Genomic DNA, 17,302 nt, shown 5'->3' with positions numbered 1-17,302 from the left:
TCAGACCCAGAATTCGCCGGCGCCGAAGACGCGGACCAACTCGTTCAATGTCGTCTGACCACGGGTGAACAGGCCCAGCCCTTCAAGGCCCATATTGCGATAGCGGGGCTTCTGGCCTGACGCAGCCGCCAGTGCTTCGCTTTCATTCATCATCTCAAACAATGCCATGCGGCCGGAATAGCCGGTGTTGTTACAATGCTTGCAGCCCTTGGCCACATGCGGGGCCCATTTGTCGGGATGACCCAGCGCAGGATCGGCCTCAAAGAAAGTTGCGGCCAGCGATGCGTAGCTTTCATTGACGGTCAGATCGATTGGCTCAGAACAGTGTTCGCACAAGGTGCGTACCAGCCGCTGCGCGCCCACCAACCGCAAGACGGATTTCAGCAGATAATCCGGCACGCCCATATCAGCGAGGCGCAAAACAGCCTCGGACGCGCGATTTGTATGAAGGGTCGACAACACAAGGTGACCGGTCAGCGCCGCCCGCACAGCAAGCTCCGCCGTTTCCGCATCCCTGATCTCACCCACCATCAGCACATCGGGGTCATGGCGCAGAACCGACCGCAGCGCGCTGGCAAAGGTCCAGCCGAGGTCCGGTTTGATATCAATCTGGATCAGGCCCGGCGTCTGGATCTCAACCGGGTTTTCGATCGTGATGATCTTGCGACCTGTCTCGTTCAACTCAGCAAGTGCGGCGTGCAGCGTTGTGGTCTTGCCGCTACCGGTCGGGCCAGTCACCAGAATCAACCCATTGGGCTGATCCAGTGCCGTCATCAACCGATCACGGGCCAGGGCAGGCAGGGCCAGACGATCAAGCCGGGCCAGATGCTGGCTGTTATCTAGCAAACGCAGCACCAGCGTCTCACCATGCACAGTGGGCGCGCTGGCCACACGGATATCAATCGACCGACCGGCGGATTTCTGGCGGATGCGGCCATCCTGCGGCAGACGACGCTCACTGATATCCATACCGGCCAAAATTTTCAGGCGGGACACGACACCTTCATAAAGGTGGCGTTCAACAGCCGGGGACTCGACCAGAATACCGTCAACACGCAGACGGACGCGCGGGCCGCTTTCCAGATTTTCGATATGAATGTCCGTGGCTCCGCTCTCCACGGCTTTGGAAAACAGCGTATCCAGATATTTGACGGTCGGCGCATTATTGGCCAGTTCCATCAGCTTGTCGGTGTCCAGATCACCGTCCGACAGCATGATGACGTCAGCACTTGGCTGATCAGCCGTATCTGATTCGGCGGCGGCGGCCTCGCTCCGGGCCAGGGCCGCCTCGATATCGCGATCGGTCGATACGGCAAAATCAATGTCATCGCCAAAGATCATGCGCAGCGCCTGGCGGACCTGCTGGGCCATCGGATTGGCCATGGCAATTCGGGGGCGGCCAGCGTCCGAGATCGACAGCAACGCCACACTGTTCCGTTTCATATAGTCCAGCGACAGGCGGTCATCGCTTGGCAGGCGTTCTGGGAAATCATCCAGCTTTATCAGGGGTAAATTGTTGGTTTCTGCAACCGTTTCAGCCCAGGCACTTTGGGACACGATACCAAGACGGTCCAGCACAACGCGCACTGGCTGGCCAGTGGACGAACTGATCTGGCGGGCCTTGATCACATCATTGGCCGCCAATGTGCCGTCCTGCAGAAAGCGGGCGGGGATCTCAATATCGTCCAGATGAACCGTTAATACGCGTGCCATGTGCCTGCCATCCTAAGTCGCCCACCCAGATAAGCATGTGCCGGAATAAACCGATCGGCCCTGACTCGCAATTGAATGTTCGGAAATCTGTCAGAACTGTGGCGCACTGTTCCCCAAACTAGCGGTAATGCGACGCATATCTGCTTGATTGTTCCAAGTGTTGTTTGAGGCATTGGCGGAAACAGGCTCAGAATGGCGGGCGGCATCACGGGCTTTTGACAGGTTAACGGTTGACCCATAGGCAATCTGTCAACGCAACGTTCCAACCGGGGGACAGTATGACGAATTACAAGGTAGCTTCTTGGCTAGTTTCGACTGCCGCAACAGTGGCGCTGATGTCGATGGCATCAGCCGAAACGCAGGCAAATGTTTCATCAGTGACCGTGACAGAGGTGACGAAAGTGGCGTCAGGCGCCACCGAAGCCAATAGTCTTCTGCGCAAATGGACACTCCCTGCCGCTGGCACATTTGCCTTCCATGCGCCTGCCAATTCCGGCGTGCAAATCAAGATTGACGGTCAGGTGATTGTTGATGCCACTGGCGAACGGCTGCAGGAAGTTGGGCAACCGATCACCGGCATTATCACCCTTCAAGCCGGTGATCACGCGATCGAACTGACGGGCGTCACCGCCGACCATCCGCTTCTGGGCCAGATCACGGTCAGCCCTGTCGGCAGTGATCCGCAGTCGATCATCTCACAAACTGCGGCACTCGAGGCGACAGAGGCCGCGACCATCGCGGCATCCCGCGCGGCAATTGATCCAGCTGCGGCGCCGATCACCAACAGCACACCGGCCACAACAACGGCAACCGCGACAACCCCGTTCTCAATCGGGGGCGGATCTTCCAGGGTACAACAGGTCGCCTCGGCATCAGCTGCGGCCAAGGCACCAGCAACGGTCAGCACACAAACCGCATCCGTATTGGCGCCATCAGGCAATGGGCAGACAATGCAGCGGGGTGCATTGGCATCTTCTATCGGGCGTTTGGGGTCGATCGGATCGGTACCGATGGTCCCGGCAGCATTGGGCAGTGGCAATGGCGGTTCGTCCCGCAACCCCGGTAACCCGAACCCACCGCCGCCTCCACCGCCACCTCCCCCACCGCCACCGCCACCGCCACCAATGGACAGCGTCGTGATCTCGCCGCTGACCCCACCGGCCAATGTGACGCTGACCAGCGCGGTCGAACTGACAGCGGCAGGTAATGCGGCAGGGCAGGTCGCCAATACCGGTGGGACCCTGTTTGGGGCGGTGATGGATAGCTCTGTATATGACATAGTAAATGTGGTCGTTTCGCCCTCGGATCGCACCACAACTGTGGACGTCGGGCCGGAGACTGGTCAATTTGCAGTCCGGCTTTTTGAAGAAGACTTCGCACAAGGCGCAGAAGTAACTGTTACGCTGACGGGTGGATCCAGTTCAGTAGCCGAAGTCGCTTCAGCGCCTGTCAACTACACCGTAACCGGTGTGGCACCAACGGACGGAGCGACCCAAGCGCTCTCCCGTATGGCATTCGGTCCGACGCCCGCACTTTATGCCCGCATCCGCGGCATCGGGTTTGAGGCTTATGTCGAAGAACAGCTCAGCCCGGCCACGGTAGATGATCGGGGTTTTGAATCGACGCAACCCCAGCGTCTGCTCAAGCCGAACACCAGAAATGGCGGCGAAATGCTGCGGTCGATCATGGCCTACGAGATTTCGCGCGCCGCGTTCAGCCAAAAGCAGCTGCAAGAGGTCATGGGCCAGTTCTGGATGAACCATTTCCACGCGGTCACCAAAGACACCGACATGTTCCAGCAGAACATCGACGACCGGGAATTCTTCCGCCAGAACGCGCTTGGCAACTTTGAAGACATGCTGCTTTACAGCGCGCGCAGCCCGCTGATGTCGCAATATCTGGACAACGACCAGAACCGTCGTGGCCGGATCAACGAAAACTACGGTCGCGAGATCATGGAATTGTCGACCGTTGGCGTCGATGCAGGTTACGGCCCAGAAGATGTGATCGCCGTATCGCGGATCTTCACCGGCTGGGCCTACCGCCGCACCAACCCCAATGCAGAAGGTGTTGCATCAGAATACGAGTTCGAGTTCTTCCCGGACCGGCATGATGTGGACGACAAGACCATTCCATTCCTTGGCATCACCATCGACGGACGCTCTGGTGAAGAAGGTGTCCAGGAAGGCGAAGAGTTGGTCTCGATCCTGGCCCAGCATCCGATGACACGTACCCGTATCTGCGGCAAGATCGTCCGACTGCTTGTAGCCGACAATCCGCCTGCCAACCTCACACAGGCCTGTGCAGCGGCATGGGAAAGCACCGGGGGCGAAATCGCACCCATGCTGCGTGCGATCCTGCTTGATCCGACCTACCGTCAGAACGTCGAATATCAGCGCTCAAAGGGCAAAACCCCTGTCGAATACGCGATTTCGTCGATCCGCGCCTTTGGGGCCACGCCAAGCGGCAGCACCGAACAGGTGGAACGGTTCTATCGCGGGTTCAATCAGGTCTTCGAAGACGCGGGCATGGATCCGGTTCGCTTCCCACTCCCAACCGGTCTGCCAGAGGTCGCGACAGCATGGAACAACTCGGCCTCGATGATCGCGGCTTATCGCAAGATGACCGAAATCACCCGCGATCCTGACCGCTACGGGCTTGACCTGATGGATGGCATCAATGACGCAGGCCTCGAATCCGCCGAAGAGGTTGCCAGCTACATGCTGACCGTGGCCACAGCCGACCGGTTCTCGGAAGAAGAATTCGACGCCGTGCTTGAGGCGCTCAAAGGGTCCGACGGCATCTTTGAACCCCGGACACCGGGCAATGATGAAACGCGGGCATTGCGCCGGGCCATGGGCATGATCGTGGTCACGCCAAGCTTCCAACTGCAGTAATTGCCAGTCCGACCAAAGGGTATGGAGTAAGACACTATGAAAACGCGCAGAGACTTTATCAAATCCCTCACGGCGGCTGCGGCCATGGCCGGGACGGCAGGTGCCCCCAAATTCACCTTCGCCCAAGAGGCCGGCGGCAAGACCTTCATCAAGGTCTTCATGCGGGGCGGCGCTGACGGGCTTCACCTGTTCCCGCTCTACGGCGACAACTTCTATTACGATTACCGCCCGGAACTGGCGATTGCGCCACCCAATGGCGACAGCAGCAGCGCAATTGACCTCGGCCCGGCGGCAAGTGGTATGCGCGGCATGAACCCCAACCTGGCCTTGCTGCATTCGGAAATCTGGGAAACCGGGAACATGATGGTGGCGCCTGCGACGTCCTTTGCCGGTGCAAACCGGTCTCATTTTGACTGTCAGCGCTGGATCGGCACCGGGGCACGCAACAATCTGATTGACGGTTACCTCAACCGCTACATGCAAAACGTGCCGGGCACAGACCACCCTCTGCGTGGGATGGTGGCAGGCAAGTCCTCGATCAGCACAGAAATTCGCGGCGAGATTAAGGTCGCAGCGGTCAATCGGGGCAGCGACTACAACCTGGTCAACCGGGATTTCTGCTCTGGCACCGATTGTGCCGACAACCGGCTGACCGAGATCATGCGCGAAATCTCCTCCCATGATGTGGACCTGACCGGGACAGAGATGGAAATCCGTGAAAACCAGCTTGTCATGCTCGACACGATTGCCGAGGTGCAGGCCGCAGGCGTCGATTACGTCCCCAATGCTGATGGGCTTCAATACAGCAACAGCGACCTCGGGCGCGGGCTGCAACTTTGCGCGCAACTGCTCAAGGCAGGCGTGCCACTCGAAGTGGCCGCGCTTGACTGGAACATCGGCTGGGATACGCATTCCAACCAGATTGCTGACAATGGCGATCCGTTCACCAATCAGGACAAGGGCTATCACAGTCGGATGGTGCGGGGCGCCAATGACTTTGTGACCTTCTACCGTGACATGGGCGCAGAGATGCAGAACATCGTTGTGCTAACGGGCAGCGAATTTGGCCGGACCAAGAAACAGAATGGCAGCTTCGGCACCGACCACGGGCAAGGTGGAACATGGTTCGCCTTTGGCGGCCCAACCCAGCAGGCGGTTGCCGCGGATGTGTCGACCATTGACGACACCGTTGTTGATCGGAACTGGCTGCCCACGCTGACCAGCTACCGTAATATCGTCGGGGAAATCATGGTCCGGCATATGGGAATGGACCAACAACTGATCTCGACCATCTTCCCGAATCATACGTTTGAAGACTACTCTCTGTTCCGAGGAGCGTCTGCCTGATCAGTCCGACTGATCTGCCAAAAATGGGGGCGATCATTGAGGAACGGATAGGAACAGCGTGGCGGACAAGACCAGTGGTCGCATGTTTGCCCGGGCGAGTGCGCCGCTTGGGCAAAGACTAAACAGATTTCGCAATCTCGCACTTCAAGGCGCGGCAGAACTTGCCGCGCCGCCTGCATTTGCGCAGCCCCGTTCCGAGTTCTATGTCGAAATCGGAGATGGTCCGCCGGTGTTTCGCCGCCCTGAAAAACCGGGTGAGGTCGAAATGACTACGGAGAACATCACCCATCTGGCACAAAAAACAGGGAATGCGCCGATTGATCTGGTCTTTGCCGATAACAGCTGCATCGACCTGAAATTCAAACTGCCCGACGGGTTGCTACCCGAACTGCGGCAGATCATCGACAATGAAATTCAGTTCCGGTCCCCTTTCAACGAAGGCGCTTCGCTGTGGTTCTGGGTGGCAGAAGAGCTGCCCGACCATCGCTGGCAGGCACGTGCGGCGGTCACCCTGAAAGAACCGGTGGAAAAGCTTCTCGCGCTTTTGTCCGAACATGACCTGCCAATCGGGGCCGTCCGTCGCGAGGCCAAGGACACGCATTTCGCGGCCTACCCGTCCTGGGCGGGCACAAAAGCGGCGAATACGGATCCGAAAGGGCTGCTGAAAAAACTGCCCGCCACGCTAAAGCTCAGCGTGCTGGGCGCGCTGGTCTTTTGCCTTTCGGCTCTCGCGCTGACGATACAAAATGGGCTCACGCAATCACGGCTCAGCGGGCAGGTGGACGCCGCGCGCGCAACCATCAGCGCGCAGGCCCAAGCCTCCGCCGGATTGCGCAGCCTTGACCGGGCCATCACGCAATCCACCTACAAAACCGCACTGACCGGCATTCTCAGCCAGCTTCTACCTGATGGCGTCTGGCTTGATCAGCTGGTGATCGAGGATGATACCGTCACGCTGATCGGTTTTGGGCCATCTGCGGCGGAAATCACACGGCTTCTGGCAACCCTGCCAGAACTGACCGACATCCGTTTTGCCTCCCCTGTCACCCGCGACAATGCCCAGTCGCTTGAACGGTTTCGGATCGCGGCCACATTGGTTGAGGCCGGATCATGAGCGATTTTCGTTTCGCAAAACCGGCGGCGCCCCGCAGGATGGTCTATGTGGCCGGCTATGGGCTGGCAGCAATCATTGCCTTGGCGGGGGTGCTGTTCTGGTCCGGCACATCCGGCAGTCGGGCCGCGATCGGCGACATGAAAACCACCATCGCACGCGCACAGGCCTTGGCCGACAGCCCTGCCAGCGGCCTGGGGGCAGAGGCGTTCTATCAGGGTGACACGCCGCAACTGGCGCAAGCCGCACTGCAAACCACCTTGCAGGAACTGGCAGAAAATTTCGGCATCCAGATCGAGGTCATCCGCACCGACGAAATCGAACAGATCGACAATCTTGTCAGGCTTAACCTCACCCTGAACGGCGTCGCGCCAGAGGCGCGCTTAGGCGAATTCCTGCATGGGCTGGTCGCGCTTGAACCAATGGTGGTCGTTGAACAGCTCAATCTGCGCCGGGCGCGCACCTCTCGCAGCGATCCGGAACGGCGTGTCGCGTTTCAGGCCCAGCTTTACGGGATGACGGGCAGATGAGCGGCAGAAATCCGACATCACAGCTTGGCAACTTGCCCGGTATCCTGATCTTTGCAGGCTTCTGTGGTCTTGCGGCGTGGATCTGGGTACCCAATACGCCGCAGACCGTGACCCAGACGCGCACGCCGACCGATACAGTTGGCAGCCGGGTCGCCGACGGGGTGCAGCAACTGTCCGAACTGATCCCCGTGACAACGGAACGCCCCCTTTTTCACGCAACGCGCCGTCCGGTGGAGGTTGCCGCACCCGCCCCGGCCCCGGCAGCGCCCGAACGCACGCTGTCTCTGGTGGGGATCTTGGGTGAGGATGGAACCCAGATCGCGCTTGTCCGCATTTCCGGCAGTAGTGAACTTTATAGGGTTGATGCCGGGGGGCAGCTGGGGCAGTGGACGATATTGGCCATCGGCGACAGTTTTGTGCAGGTCAGCAAGGATGATGGTGATCCGATCCTGCTGACCATCGGCGAGTAGGGGAACAGCGACTCCCCAGCTATCGTAGTTGCAGGGTGACCTGACCGGATGTACCGCCGCTCGAACAGCAGGGGTGCGTTGGCGGATATGTTGCCAGAGGGCAACAGCAATGCGGGTCAGCGAGGCATCGAGATGCCGCCAGGACGCCTGTATTTCCACCCGATTACGCTTTGGATCGACGATTTGGCAGTTCAGGCATAACCTTGGGTCAGGTGCAGGAAATGTTAATAAAATGCAGAATCGGCCATGTTGCTATAAACGCGCCATGTGGATATCCATTGAAAAACAACTAGGAGTTCAATTGCTTCGCGGCCGGAGACAATTTGCGGTTAACCTGTTAGCCACGCCAATCGTGCCTGCGCAACATGTTCCAACGAACGTGGCAACGGCGAACATCACCTTCCGCAAGCATTGACGACACTGGAGCGACGAAACCTGATGTTGAAGAAAATTGCCACGGCACTGCTCTGTACGGCGGCCCCTGTTGCGTTGATCGCCGAACCGGTTGAGTTACGCTCGTCGGATGGGTTCATCAGCGTCGTGGGCGAAGTCGTGGGTTTCAACGGTGTCATGTTGTCCGTCGAAACTTCAGTGGGTGTAGTCAGCGTGCCCATTTCCGAAGTGGGATGTTACGGCAACGCCTGCCTCAGCCTGCTCGCAGAAAATGACTACGGGCTGACGGCCGATAACTTCACCGAAGTTGTCGTGGGCGGGGGCGCGCAAACCGCTGTGGCCACCCCTCCAGCCCAGCCGACAGTTGTCGATGAACCAGCCGCCACCCCGGTCGGACCGCGTGAAGACAACATGATAGTCAGCTTCGAAGATCCCGAATTCGAGGGACTGTTTCAGGCTCTGGCGCAGGCCTATGCCTCTGCCGGCAACGTGACGTCTGATCTCGATCTCGCCACGCCTGATGAATTCACGCTGTCCAACCCGGCCAGCAACGCCACCGCAACGCTCAGCACAGCTTCGGGGCAGGATGACGGCGATATTGAACTGGTCATCGCGCCGCTGACCGGCACCGCAGCCCGGGAACATCAAAGCCCGGCGGACTGGTCGCTGACCGGACCGATCAATTACCAGCTTCTGGGTCTCAAGGCGTTTGCTGTGGTCATCGCACCCGACGTCGGTATTCCGTCCTTGTCCCTTGATGATCTGGCGGGCATCTACGCGTCCGAGATCACCAACTGGTCCGAGGTTGGCGGCCCCGATCAACGCATCTTGCCATTGCAGGCCCCTGTCAACACCACGATCCGCAACGAATTGATCCGCCTTGTCATGGACCCGGCAGACAAGGAAATCGCCAATAACGTTCTGACGATGGCGGATGAGGCGGCGATCACCGCATCAATCAACCAGTTCCCGGGCAGTATCAGCCTGGTGACACTCGATGGCGCGATGGACAGCAACGTGCTGCCCGTTTCGGGTGAATGCGGGCAGGTCGTGACGCCTGAACCTTTCAACCTCATCTCGGGTGATTACCCGCTGATCCGGCCTGTCATGGCCCGGTTCGACACATCGCCTAACACGTCTCTGATGACAGAATTCTTCGATTTTGCATCGACATCTGCGGCACAAGCGCCGATTGCCGCACAAGGCTTTTTCAACCGGCAGCCGACAACACAAAACCCACTGACCAACGACAATCGACTCCTGGCGATTCTCCAAAGTGAACTGACTGACGTGCAGCGGCCTGCCGCGGCGCAGATGTTCGAAGTGCTCTTCGACGCCGATCGTCTGTCACCCACAATGATCGGTGGTGCGGTCAGCGGCCCCGAGGGCGGCTGGAACCGGTCCATGTTCCGCGGGCTTGCCGAAACGCTGGCCGATGACGCCTATGCCGGTCGTGAAGTCTTCTTTGTTGGGCTGGCGGAAAGCGATAGTGGCGAACAAGCGGCCATTGATGCCTCTGCCCAGGCCGCAGCCGAAATGCAGGCCGCTTTTGGGGCATTCGCGTCAGATGTGATCTTTGCCAATGATCTGCAATTGTCCGCCTACGGGTTCGGCAACGTGGCACAGGCCACCTGCTACCGCGCACAAGTGGCAAGTGACACACGAAGCCGGGTTGAAATCTGGGTCCGGTAAAAGTCAGGCGCTGCCCAGTGATGCGCTGATCCGGGTGCCAGGCACATCAGCGACGATAAGATCATACACGCATTCTGGGTGTGACCGCTGCAATCAAACCTCGCATTACTGTTTGTAATACCAGCCGCCTTCGCTGACGCTATTGATAATCAGCGGGCGTGATATCGCCTAACAGGGCGATCACATGCTGTTGTGATGCGGAACCAACGGGTGCAAACAAGCGCCAACAATCATAGGTAAGGTTTATGACCAGACGTATCATCGCATTCGCCCTGACGGCTCTCCTCGCGATTTATGCAGGGACCGTATCGGCACAACAGTTGAGCCTTGCGCAGGTATCGCAATATCTAAACCAGCTGCAGACGGCGCAAGGGGGCTTTACCCAGATCAACGCGGACGGAACCCTGTCCACCGGCACGATCTATATCAAGCGGCCCGGCCGGATCAGGTTCGAATACAACCCGCCCGAAAAATCGCTTGTGATCGGGCAGGGCGGGCAGTTGGCCATTTTTGACCCGCGGTCGAATACCGGGCCAGAAACTTACCCCCTTAACCAGACCCCGCTGGGGATCATCCTGCAGCGGAATGTGGATCTTGGCCGGGCACGGATGGTGACCGGGCAGACCTCAGACGGAACAACAACAACGATCACGGCCCAGGACCCCGACAACCCGCAATATGGCAATATACAGATGGTGTTTACGGCCAATCCGGTCGAACTGCGCCAGTGGATCGTCACCGATGATCTGGGCACCCAGACGACCGTGATCCTCAACGATCTGGTGTCAGGGGCCAGCATCAGTGACCGCAAATTCAACATCATTGCGGCCACACGGGACTGGAACCCCTAAGCCCAGCCGCAGCAATCCTTTTTCAGGCGGTCCTCCGGGGCCGCCTTTTGCGTCGCGGGCGGCGCGCAGCTCATCTCCTGCCGTGGTTTGCAGACAGCACCATCCTCAACCAGAACAACACGCAGGCCATCATGATCGGCCTGCAGCCCATCAATCAGATAGCGGCGCAAGCCCTGATTTTGCGGTGCGTATTCAACAGAAATCGGGACAGTGCCAAGACCATCAATCACCGCCACGCTGCGGCGCGCAATGGATGCGAATTTATCAACGCTCATATGCGTCCCGTGGCTGCCATCCAGCAGTTGCAACTGCGCTTCCTCCCAGTTTGACCGGCGGCCGCCACAATCAATGCTGTTCACGCTCAGATGCTTTAACTCGGTCACATGATATCCTGTACCGATATCGCCTGCGTCTGTTCGAAAGACCAGCGGCAGGTTGGCAGCGGTCCCTTCAAATTCATTCACTAGTTGGTCAAGCGTCGTGACTGTTGTCGCCATTTGCATTCTCCTATTTCAACAACTATTGAAATGTTGCACATGCTGAAAAACATTTCAACAGGAATTGAAATATGACCGAACAACAGGTGATCGACGCTCTTGGCGCGCTGGCACAGGAAACGCGGCTCCGGATCCTGCGCTATCTCGTCAGCAAGGGGCAGGTTGGGGCGGCTGCGGGCGACATCAGCGCGCAGGTCAGCGCTTCCGCCTCCGGTACCTCGTTCCATCTCTCGGCACTGGCCGACGCAGGGCTGGTCACAGCGACACGGGTGTCCCGCAGCATCATCTACCGCGTCGATTTCAACGCCATGGGCAGCCTGATCGGCTATCTGGTCAAAGATTGCTGCAAAAGCGACCCGCGGGTGATCCGCTGCTGTTAGCGCTTACCGCAGGACCGTAGCTGCGTATCATACAGAACCGCACGGGCCTCGACCTCGCCAGCAATCCGCACCAGCCAGCTTTTGGCCCGCCAGGTGCCGCGATTATAGCCCGACCGTCCATCATGATAGGCCAGATACTGATTGCGGGTGTCATAGATCGGCACGCCGGTCTCCTCGACCGTTTTGGTCATGTACCAGCCCATGAAATCAGTGGCGGCAAAGATATCATCGCGGCGGGCACGGCGGCCTGCGACCTCATCCTGATACTCTTCCCACGTCCCATCCAGCGCCTGTGAATATCCAAAGGCAGATGATTGACGCCCCACCGGGATCACACCCAGCGCATATTGATGCGGGGTGCGGTTATCGCTGATGAATTTGCTTTCCTGATAGATCATCGCCATCAGCGACGGGGTCGGCACGCCATATTTGCGTTCCACCTGCTGGAAAGCTCTCAGGTATTCGGGGCGCTGCGATACGATACTGCAGGCATCATCCAGCTCGCGCGGGGCCGAGCCATAGCCCGAACCACCACCGCTGCCACAACTGCCCAGGGCCAGCATCAATATCATAGCGCGAAAGAAACTGCTCATCTGCCTCTCGCTTTTCTTTGTTTTTTTGCACGATAACCGATCAGAACCCGCCTGTGAACGACAAAGACGGCTCCAACAGCTGACAAAGTGCAAGGATCAGCGGCAAAGCGACCACCGACAGAAGGGTCGAGGCGACAACAAGCCCAGCCACCGGCTGCGCGTCAGTGCCGTATTTCTCCGCCAGCAGATAGGACGTAACAGCCACGGGCGTGGCCACCTGCACGATCAGAACCGCGGCAGCAACCGGCTCAAGATCAAAAAGGACGGCAGCACCATAGGCCGCAGCGACGCAAATCAGCACCTTGACCAGCGACAGGACCAATGCCTGACCCATCGCCTTGGTTTCCAACCGGGCCACAGCCACGCCAAGGGTGATCAACATCAGCGGAATCGCCATCTGGCCGATCAATTCCAGTGCATTTGTCAGAAAAACAGGCGTCTGCCAGCCCTGCCACAAGAACAACGCGCCCAGTAACGTCGCGGCAACCAAAGGTTCCTGAACCACCCGTTTCAGCGACCCGCCATCGGACACCATCCAGATACCAATCGTAAATGACAGGATCGCCATCACCGCAAAAACCACGACCGCATATCCCAACCCTTCAGCCCCGAAGGCGAACAGGGCCAGCGGCAAACCCAGATTGCCGGTATTACCGAATGCCAGCGGCGCGACAAAGGTCGGCACATCGAGACCCAAAGCCTTGACCAGCAGGAAACTGGCAATCATCACAACAGCATAGGCGGCCAGTGAAGCAAGCGACAAAGCGGCCAGCGCTTCCGGTGCAACCTCGGTGCGCATCAGTGCGACAAAGATCAGACAGGGCACCGCGAGGGTCATTGCAAGGCGGGTGACAAACTGCACCCGATACTCGAATCCCAGCTTGACCCAGACAATTCCAATCGCTGCCAGAAGGAAAACAGGGGCCGTGATGTTCAGTACTGTCAGGACGATGTTCACAGACTGTTTCCTTGATTTCTGAGCCCGAAACCTAGACTTTTCAGGGTTGGAGGGCCAATATAGAGCGGTGGGGAAATGTAATTATGTTTAAAACGCGTGCGAAATATCACTTAGGGCAGGTTGTCCGGCATCGAAAGCACCCTTTCAGAGGGGTGGTCTTTGACGTGGACGCCATGTTTTCGAACACCGATGCCTGGTACAACGCAATCCCCGAAGACAGCAGGCCCAAAAAGGACCAGCCCTTCTATCACCTGCTGGCCGAGAACGAACAAAGTTTCTACGTGGCCTACGTGTCCGAACAGAATCTTGTTGCCGACTATTCCGGTGAACCGGTCGATCATCCCGACCTTGATGACCTCTTTGGCCCGTTCGAAGACGGACAATACCCGCTGCAGGTCCAGCTGAATTAGGTTTCAACAGCACGATGGGACTGGTCATTGCCTGTCCCGATGTTAAATCTCCCTTAAGCTCGCAAGGAAGATGAAACATGCTCGTCGTCATATCCCCCGCAAAGTCGCTCGATATGGAACCGGTCAGCGTCACGCCGACGCAACCGACGTTCCAGAAAGAGGCGACGAGCCTGGCTCGAACAGCCCGCAATCTGACACTGACAGATCTGCGCAAGCTGATGGGCATCTCGGATGATCTGGCGCGCCTGAACCGGGATCGTTTCAAGGATTTCGCCGCAGAACCCAAAACCAAAGCCACCAAACCTGCCGCCCTCGCATTCAACGGCGACACCTATCAGGGGTTAGAGGCGAAAACCCTGACCAATGATGATCTGACATGGGCGCAGGACCATCTTGGCATCCTCTCAGGGCTCTACGGCCTGCTTCGTCCGCTGGACGCGATCCAGCCTTATCGCCTTGAAATGGGCAGCAGGCTCAAGACACGGCGGGGACGGTCGCTTTACGAATACTGGGGCGATACCATCGCCAAGACCCTGAATGCACAGGCCGACAACCTCGGAACCGACACGCTCATCAACTGCGCCAGCCAGGAATATTTTGGGGCGGTCGACCGGAAAGCACTGAAACTGCGGGTGATCACCCCTGTGTTCATGGAACTCAAAGACGACAAACCCCGCATCGTCAGCTTCTTCGCCAAACGGGCACGCGGGGCCATGGCGCGGCATATCATCGAAAACCGGCTAACGACAGCAGACGACATCAAAACCTTCAGCAGCGGCGGCTATGCCTTCGACGCCGATTTGTCAGAAGGCGACAAATGGGTGTTCCTGCGGGATTACCCGGAAACCGGGTAAACCGCGCTATTGCAGGCTCAAGAACAATTCTGCCACCTTCTCAACCTCATCGCCCGCGCTCACATCCTGACTGTAAAGCGCCTGCAGCAGTCGGAAATCCGGTTCCTTATTCTCGCGCACAATACCGGTGTTATCAAAGGTAAAGACCGACGACCCATTGGAATCGTTCAGCAACCCGAGGGTCTGCATGAATTCCTCATACAGGCATTCCGCAACCGGGGTCCGGGCGTCCTGATTATCAATAAAGATAAACCCGGCGCGCAATTCATCATTCTTGGACATCAGGTGGAAATAGCATTTGGTGGCGCTGCCTTCGGCGAACTGGCGGCCCAGGCTGGGGGTGCTCTGGGTCAGGGCACCAAATGTGATCCCGGCCTCCAACCCCGTCAGAAAGATGAAGATATTGCCGGTCACGATCCGGTTCTGCTCTTCCTCTTCACCCTGAAACAGGGCGCGGACAATCGACCCTTCGACACCGTTGAAATCGACGGTGGGCATCCTGAAATGGGTATTGCCAGCCAACCGCCGATCATACTGGCTCAGATCAAAAAACTCGATGGCGCCCACGCCGGGAAAATTCGGGATTTGAGAGTTCACCATCTCGACCAGCGCATTGATCTGATCCCGTTGCGGGTCGCCGTCGTGGATCACAGCCACCTTGGGGGCATAGGCCCATTTGCGCACGGTGCCACGCTCAGACCCCAGTATTTCAACGACCTGATCGAAAATAGGCTTTTCCTCGGCCAGTGCGATCTGTGGGACCGAAAAGGCGGAAATGGCGGCCAGTGCCAGCATGCGGATCGTGGTTGGAATTGATCTGTTGTTCGTCAACTGTGTTACTCCAAACATGGTTAACCCCCACCATTGTCGCTAATCGGGAAACACGTCAGAAGTTGGGCACTTTCTGGGATTCAGGCCCCAAACACAGCACTGTGACCATTATGCATCGCGGTCAGAAATCGGCTGCGATCCGCATCTCGCGCAGCGGGCGGACCACGTCAATCGCCTTCTGATAAAGCGGGTGATCCTTGTATGCGGCCAGATCGGCAGCGCTGGCAAACTCCGCATAAACAACCACATCCACCTCGCCCGACAAGGCGTCATGCCGGGTGTTTTCACGCACCTCGAACAGTTCCGCATGCGGGATGCCTGCCAGCATCCGCAGCCCGGCCACAATGCGTGGGATATCGGCCTTGTCCTTGGCGCTGAAAAACACGACGTGGCGCAGGCTCGGTCTGTCGGTCACGGCTTTCCCCTTGGGTCAGTCATTCGCGGCCATCTGCCACCAATACAACCCCAAGTTCAAGCGGCCACCGATCAGATACGCTCAATCGCCAATGCAATGCCCTGACCGCCACCGATACACATGGTGATCAGCGCGCGTTTACCTTTGATGCGCTCCAACTCATACATCGCCTTGACGGTGATGATGGCACCCGTGGCCCCCACGGGATGGCCCAGCGCAATCGCCCCGCCATTCGGATTTACCTTCGCCGGATCGAACCCCAATTCCTTGGACACGGCCAGCGCCTGCGCAGCAAAGGCCTCGTTCGATTCAATAACGTCGAAATCGTCCACGGACATCTTGATCTTCACCAGCAGATTGGCCACCGCAGGGACGGGGCCAATCCCCATCACCTCCGGACGCACACCGGCATGGGCATAGCCGAGAACGCGGAATTTCGGGGTCAGCCCGGCCTTTTCGGCGGCCTCTGCCGTTGCCAACACAACCGCTGCCGCCCCGTCATTCAGGCCAGAGGCATTGCCAGCCGTCACTGTCCCGTCCTTCTGGAACACGGGGCGCAGCCCTGCCAGCGCCTCTGCCGTGGTTGTCTTGGGGTGTTCATCCACGATGAAATCCACCATCTCGCGCTTGCGTTTGACCTGCACCGGCACGATCTGATCCTCGAAATAGCCCGCAGCAATCGCCGCCGCGGCGCGTTCCTGGCTTTCCAGCGCAAACGCATCTTGCTCTTCCCGGCTCACCTGATGTTCAGCGGCGACATTTTCAGCCGTAACACCCATATGGCCTGTGCCAAACGGACAGTTCAGCGCGCCCAGCATCATGTCCTGCGACCGAATATCGCCCATCTTGGCACCCCAGCGGGCATCCGGCAGGATAAAGGGCGACCGGCTCATGTTCTCGGCCCCACCAGCCAGACCAAACTCCGCATCACCGAGCATCAGCGACTGCACGACAGACACAATCGCCTGCACACCAGAGCCACACAACCGGTTCACATTCATGGCCGGGGTCGTATCGGGGACGCCTGCATTCATCGCGGCCACGCGCGACACATACATATCCTTCGGCTCCGTATTGATGACATGACCAACGGCCACGTGACCAATCTGCCCACCTTCGACGCCCGACCGCTCAAGCGCGGCCTTTGCGGCCAAGGTGCCCAGTTCAATCGGGGGCGTCCCCGCCAATGCGCCACCAAATGTGCCAATCGCCGTCCGTGCGCCACCCAAAATCACGATATCTGTCATCGAAGCCTCCCCATTGCGGTTTCCCCAACATTATCGCCCCCGGCGCGATGCAACAGCAAGACGTAACGGCACGACGCATATTGAAATTCCCGGATAAGCACTTACATATGGTA

The 17,302-nt window shown here is 58.4% G+C and carries 17 protein-coding genes; 10 read left to right on the top strand and 7 right to left on the bottom strand.

What is annotated here, in order from left to right; genetic code table 11:
- Positions 1–1,713, bottom strand: a complete 1,713-nt coding sequence (locus tag ACFWW4_RS00895; protein ID WP_411889132.1) for a GspE/PulE family protein — start codon at positions 1,711–1,713, stop codon at positions 1–3.
- Between the two features lie 278 nt (positions 1,714–1,991).
- Between ACFWW4_RS00895 and ACFWW4_RS00890 the strand changes: the two genes are divergently transcribed.
- From ACFWW4_RS00890 to ACFWW4_RS00860, 7 genes are all read left to right on the top strand, one after another.
- Positions 1,992–4,610 (top strand): DUF1800 domain-containing protein, encoded by a 2,619-nt coding sequence (locus tag ACFWW4_RS00890; RefSeq protein ID WP_411889131.1) that lies wholly within the window; start codon positions 1,992–1,994, stop codon positions 4,608–4,610.
- 36 nt (positions 4,611–4,646) lie between these two features.
- A complete protein-coding gene (locus tag ACFWW4_RS00885) occupies positions 4,647–5,957 on the top strand; it encodes a DUF1501 domain-containing protein (RefSeq protein ID WP_411889130.1) in 1,311 nt (436 codons plus the stop codon).
- Between the two features lie 58 nt (positions 5,958–6,015).
- Positions 6,016–7,071: a PilN domain-containing protein gene (locus ACFWW4_RS00880; protein WP_411889129.1), complete on the top strand. Its 1,056-nt coding sequence runs from the start codon at positions 6,016–6,018 to the stop codon at positions 7,069–7,071.
- A complete protein-coding gene (locus ACFWW4_RS00875; RefSeq protein ID WP_411889128.1) occupies positions 7,068–7,598 on the top strand; it encodes a GspMb/PilO family protein in 531 nt (176 codons plus the stop codon). The genes ACFWW4_RS00880 and ACFWW4_RS00875 overlap by 4 nt, the downstream gene beginning before the upstream one ends.
- Positions 7,595–8,068 (top strand): hypothetical protein, encoded by a 474-nt coding sequence (locus tag ACFWW4_RS00870; RefSeq protein WP_411889127.1) that lies wholly within the window; start codon positions 7,595–7,597, stop codon positions 8,066–8,068. The genes ACFWW4_RS00875 and ACFWW4_RS00870 overlap by 4 nt, the downstream gene beginning before the upstream one ends.
- 438 nt (positions 8,069–8,506) lie before the next feature.
- Positions 8,507–10,153, top strand: coding sequence for a PstS family phosphate ABC transporter substrate-binding protein (locus tag ACFWW4_RS00865; RefSeq protein WP_411889126.1), 1,647 nt, complete (start codon positions 8,507–8,509; stop codon positions 10,151–10,153).
- Between the two features lie 245 nt (positions 10,154–10,398).
- On the top strand, positions 10,399–11,004 hold the full coding sequence (locus ACFWW4_RS00860) for a LolA family protein (RefSeq protein WP_393927803.1): 606 nt from the start codon (positions 10,399–10,401) through the stop codon (positions 11,002–11,004).
- Here ACFWW4_RS00860 and ACFWW4_RS00855 read toward each other — a convergent pair.
- Positions 11,001–11,501 carry a DUF6428 family protein gene (locus ACFWW4_RS00855; RefSeq protein WP_411889125.1) on the bottom strand — a complete coding sequence of 167 codons (501 nt, stop codon included), beginning with the start codon at positions 11,499–11,501 and terminating at the stop codon, positions 11,001–11,003. The genes ACFWW4_RS00860 and ACFWW4_RS00855 overlap by 4 nt on opposite strands.
- 71 nt (positions 11,502–11,572) lie before the next feature.
- Between ACFWW4_RS00855 and ACFWW4_RS00850 the strand changes: the two genes are divergently transcribed.
- The gene (locus tag ACFWW4_RS00850; RefSeq protein WP_411889124.1) at positions 11,573–11,881 is read left to right on the top strand and encodes an ArsR/SmtB family transcription factor; all 309 of its coding nucleotides are present in this window, start codon (positions 11,573–11,575) and stop codon (positions 11,879–11,881) included.
- Here the strand turns inward: ACFWW4_RS00850 and ACFWW4_RS00845 are convergent.
- Both ACFWW4_RS00845 and ACFWW4_RS00840 read right to left on the bottom strand, forming a co-directional pair.
- A complete protein-coding gene (locus ACFWW4_RS00845; RefSeq protein WP_393927800.1) occupies positions 11,878–12,474 on the bottom strand; it encodes a lytic transglycosylase in 597 nt (198 codons plus the stop codon). The genes ACFWW4_RS00850 and ACFWW4_RS00845 overlap by 4 nt on opposite strands.
- A 40-nt stretch (positions 12,475–12,514) precedes the next feature.
- Positions 12,515–13,432 carry an AEC family transporter gene (locus ACFWW4_RS00840; protein WP_411889123.1) on the bottom strand — a complete coding sequence of 306 codons (918 nt, stop codon included), beginning with the start codon at positions 13,430–13,432 and terminating at the stop codon, positions 12,515–12,517.
- 83 nt (positions 13,433–13,515) lie between these two features.
- Here ACFWW4_RS00840 and hspQ point away from each other — a divergent pair, with 83 nt between their 5' ends.
- Positions 13,516–13,842 (top strand): heat shock protein HspQ, encoded by a 327-nt coding sequence (hspQ, locus tag ACFWW4_RS00835; RefSeq protein WP_342078311.1) that lies wholly within the window; start codon positions 13,516–13,518, stop codon positions 13,840–13,842.
- Between the two features lie 77 nt (positions 13,843–13,919).
- Positions 13,920–14,696, top strand: coding sequence for a peroxide stress protein YaaA (gene yaaA, locus ACFWW4_RS00830; RefSeq protein WP_411889122.1), 777 nt, complete (start codon positions 13,920–13,922; stop codon positions 14,694–14,696).
- A 6-nt stretch (positions 14,697–14,702) separates the two neighbouring features.
- Here the strand turns inward: yaaA and ACFWW4_RS00825 are convergent, their stop codons facing one another.
- The 3 genes from ACFWW4_RS00825 to ACFWW4_RS00815 form a co-directional block, all read right to left on the bottom strand.
- The gene (locus tag ACFWW4_RS00825; protein WP_411889121.1) at positions 14,703–15,545 is read right to left on the bottom strand and encodes a DUF2927 domain-containing protein; all 843 of its coding nucleotides are present in this window, start codon (positions 15,543–15,545) and stop codon (positions 14,703–14,705) included.
- 103 nt (positions 15,546–15,648) lie between these two features.
- A complete protein-coding gene (locus ACFWW4_RS00820) occupies positions 15,649–15,942 on the bottom strand; it encodes a Dabb family protein (protein WP_411889120.1) in 294 nt (97 codons plus the stop codon).
- A gap of 71 nt (positions 15,943–16,013) precedes the next feature.
- A complete protein-coding gene (locus ACFWW4_RS00815) occupies positions 16,014–17,189 on the bottom strand; it encodes an acetyl-CoA C-acyltransferase family protein (RefSeq protein ID WP_411889119.1) in 1,176 nt (391 codons plus the stop codon).
- Positions 17,190–17,302 lie beyond the last annotated feature (113 nt).

It is taken from the genome of Yoonia sp. SDW83-1 (assembly GCF_046762885.1).
GTDB lineage: Bacteria > Pseudomonadota > Alphaproteobacteria > Rhodobacterales > Rhodobacteraceae > Yoonia.
Note: the sequence above shows the minus strand (reverse complement) of the source record. Positions and strands in the feature narration are given on the sequence as shown.

Bases quoted from the DNA above. Each gene is read 5' to 3' on its own strand.
- ACFWW4_RS00895 (WP_411889132.1), bottom strand. From the start codon at position 1,713: ATGGCACGCGTATTAACGGTTCATCTGGACGATATTGAGATCCCCGCC.
- ACFWW4_RS00815 (WP_411889119.1), bottom strand. From the start codon at position 17,189: ATGACAGATATCGTGATTTTGGGTGGCGCACGGACGGCGATTGGCACA.
- ACFWW4_RS00885 (WP_411889130.1), top strand. From the start codon at position 4,647: ATGAAAACGCGCAGAGACTTTATCAAATCCCTCACGGCGGCTGCGGCC.
- ACFWW4_RS00850 (WP_411889124.1), top strand. From the start codon at position 11,573: ATGACCGAACAACAGGTGATCGACGCTCTTGGCGCGCTGGCACAGGAA.
- ACFWW4_RS00825 (WP_411889121.1), bottom strand. From the start codon at position 15,545: ATGTTTGGAGTAACACAGTTGACGAACAACAGATCAATTCCAACCACG.
- ACFWW4_RS00890 (WP_411889131.1), top strand. From the start codon at position 1,992: ATGACGAATTACAAGGTAGCTTCTTGGCTAGTTTCGACTGCCGCAACA.
- ACFWW4_RS00860 (WP_393927803.1), top strand. From the start codon at position 10,399: ATGACCAGACGTATCATCGCATTCGCCCTGACGGCTCTCCTCGCGATT.
- ACFWW4_RS00855 (WP_411889125.1), bottom strand. From the start codon at position 11,501: ATGGCGACAACAGTCACGACGCTTGACCAACTAGTGAATGAATTTGAA.
- hspQ (WP_342078311.1), top strand. From the start codon at position 13,516: ATGTTTAAAACGCGTGCGAAATATCACTTAGGGCAGGTTGTCCGGCAT.
- ACFWW4_RS00870 (WP_411889127.1), top strand. From the start codon at position 7,595: ATGAGCGGCAGAAATCCGACATCACAGCTTGGCAACTTGCCCGGTATC.
- ACFWW4_RS00875 (WP_411889128.1), top strand. From the start codon at position 7,068: ATGAGCGATTTTCGTTTCGCAAAACCGGCGGCGCCCCGCAGGATGGTC.
- yaaA (WP_411889122.1), top strand. From the start codon at position 13,920: ATGCTCGTCGTCATATCCCCCGCAAAGTCGCTCGATATGGAACCGGTC.
- ACFWW4_RS00845 (WP_393927800.1), bottom strand. From the start codon at position 12,474: ATGAGCAGTTTCTTTCGCGCTATGATATTGATGCTGGCCCTGGGCAGT.
- ACFWW4_RS00865 (WP_411889126.1), top strand. From the start codon at position 8,507: ATGTTGAAGAAAATTGCCACGGCACTGCTCTGTACGGCGGCCCCTGTT.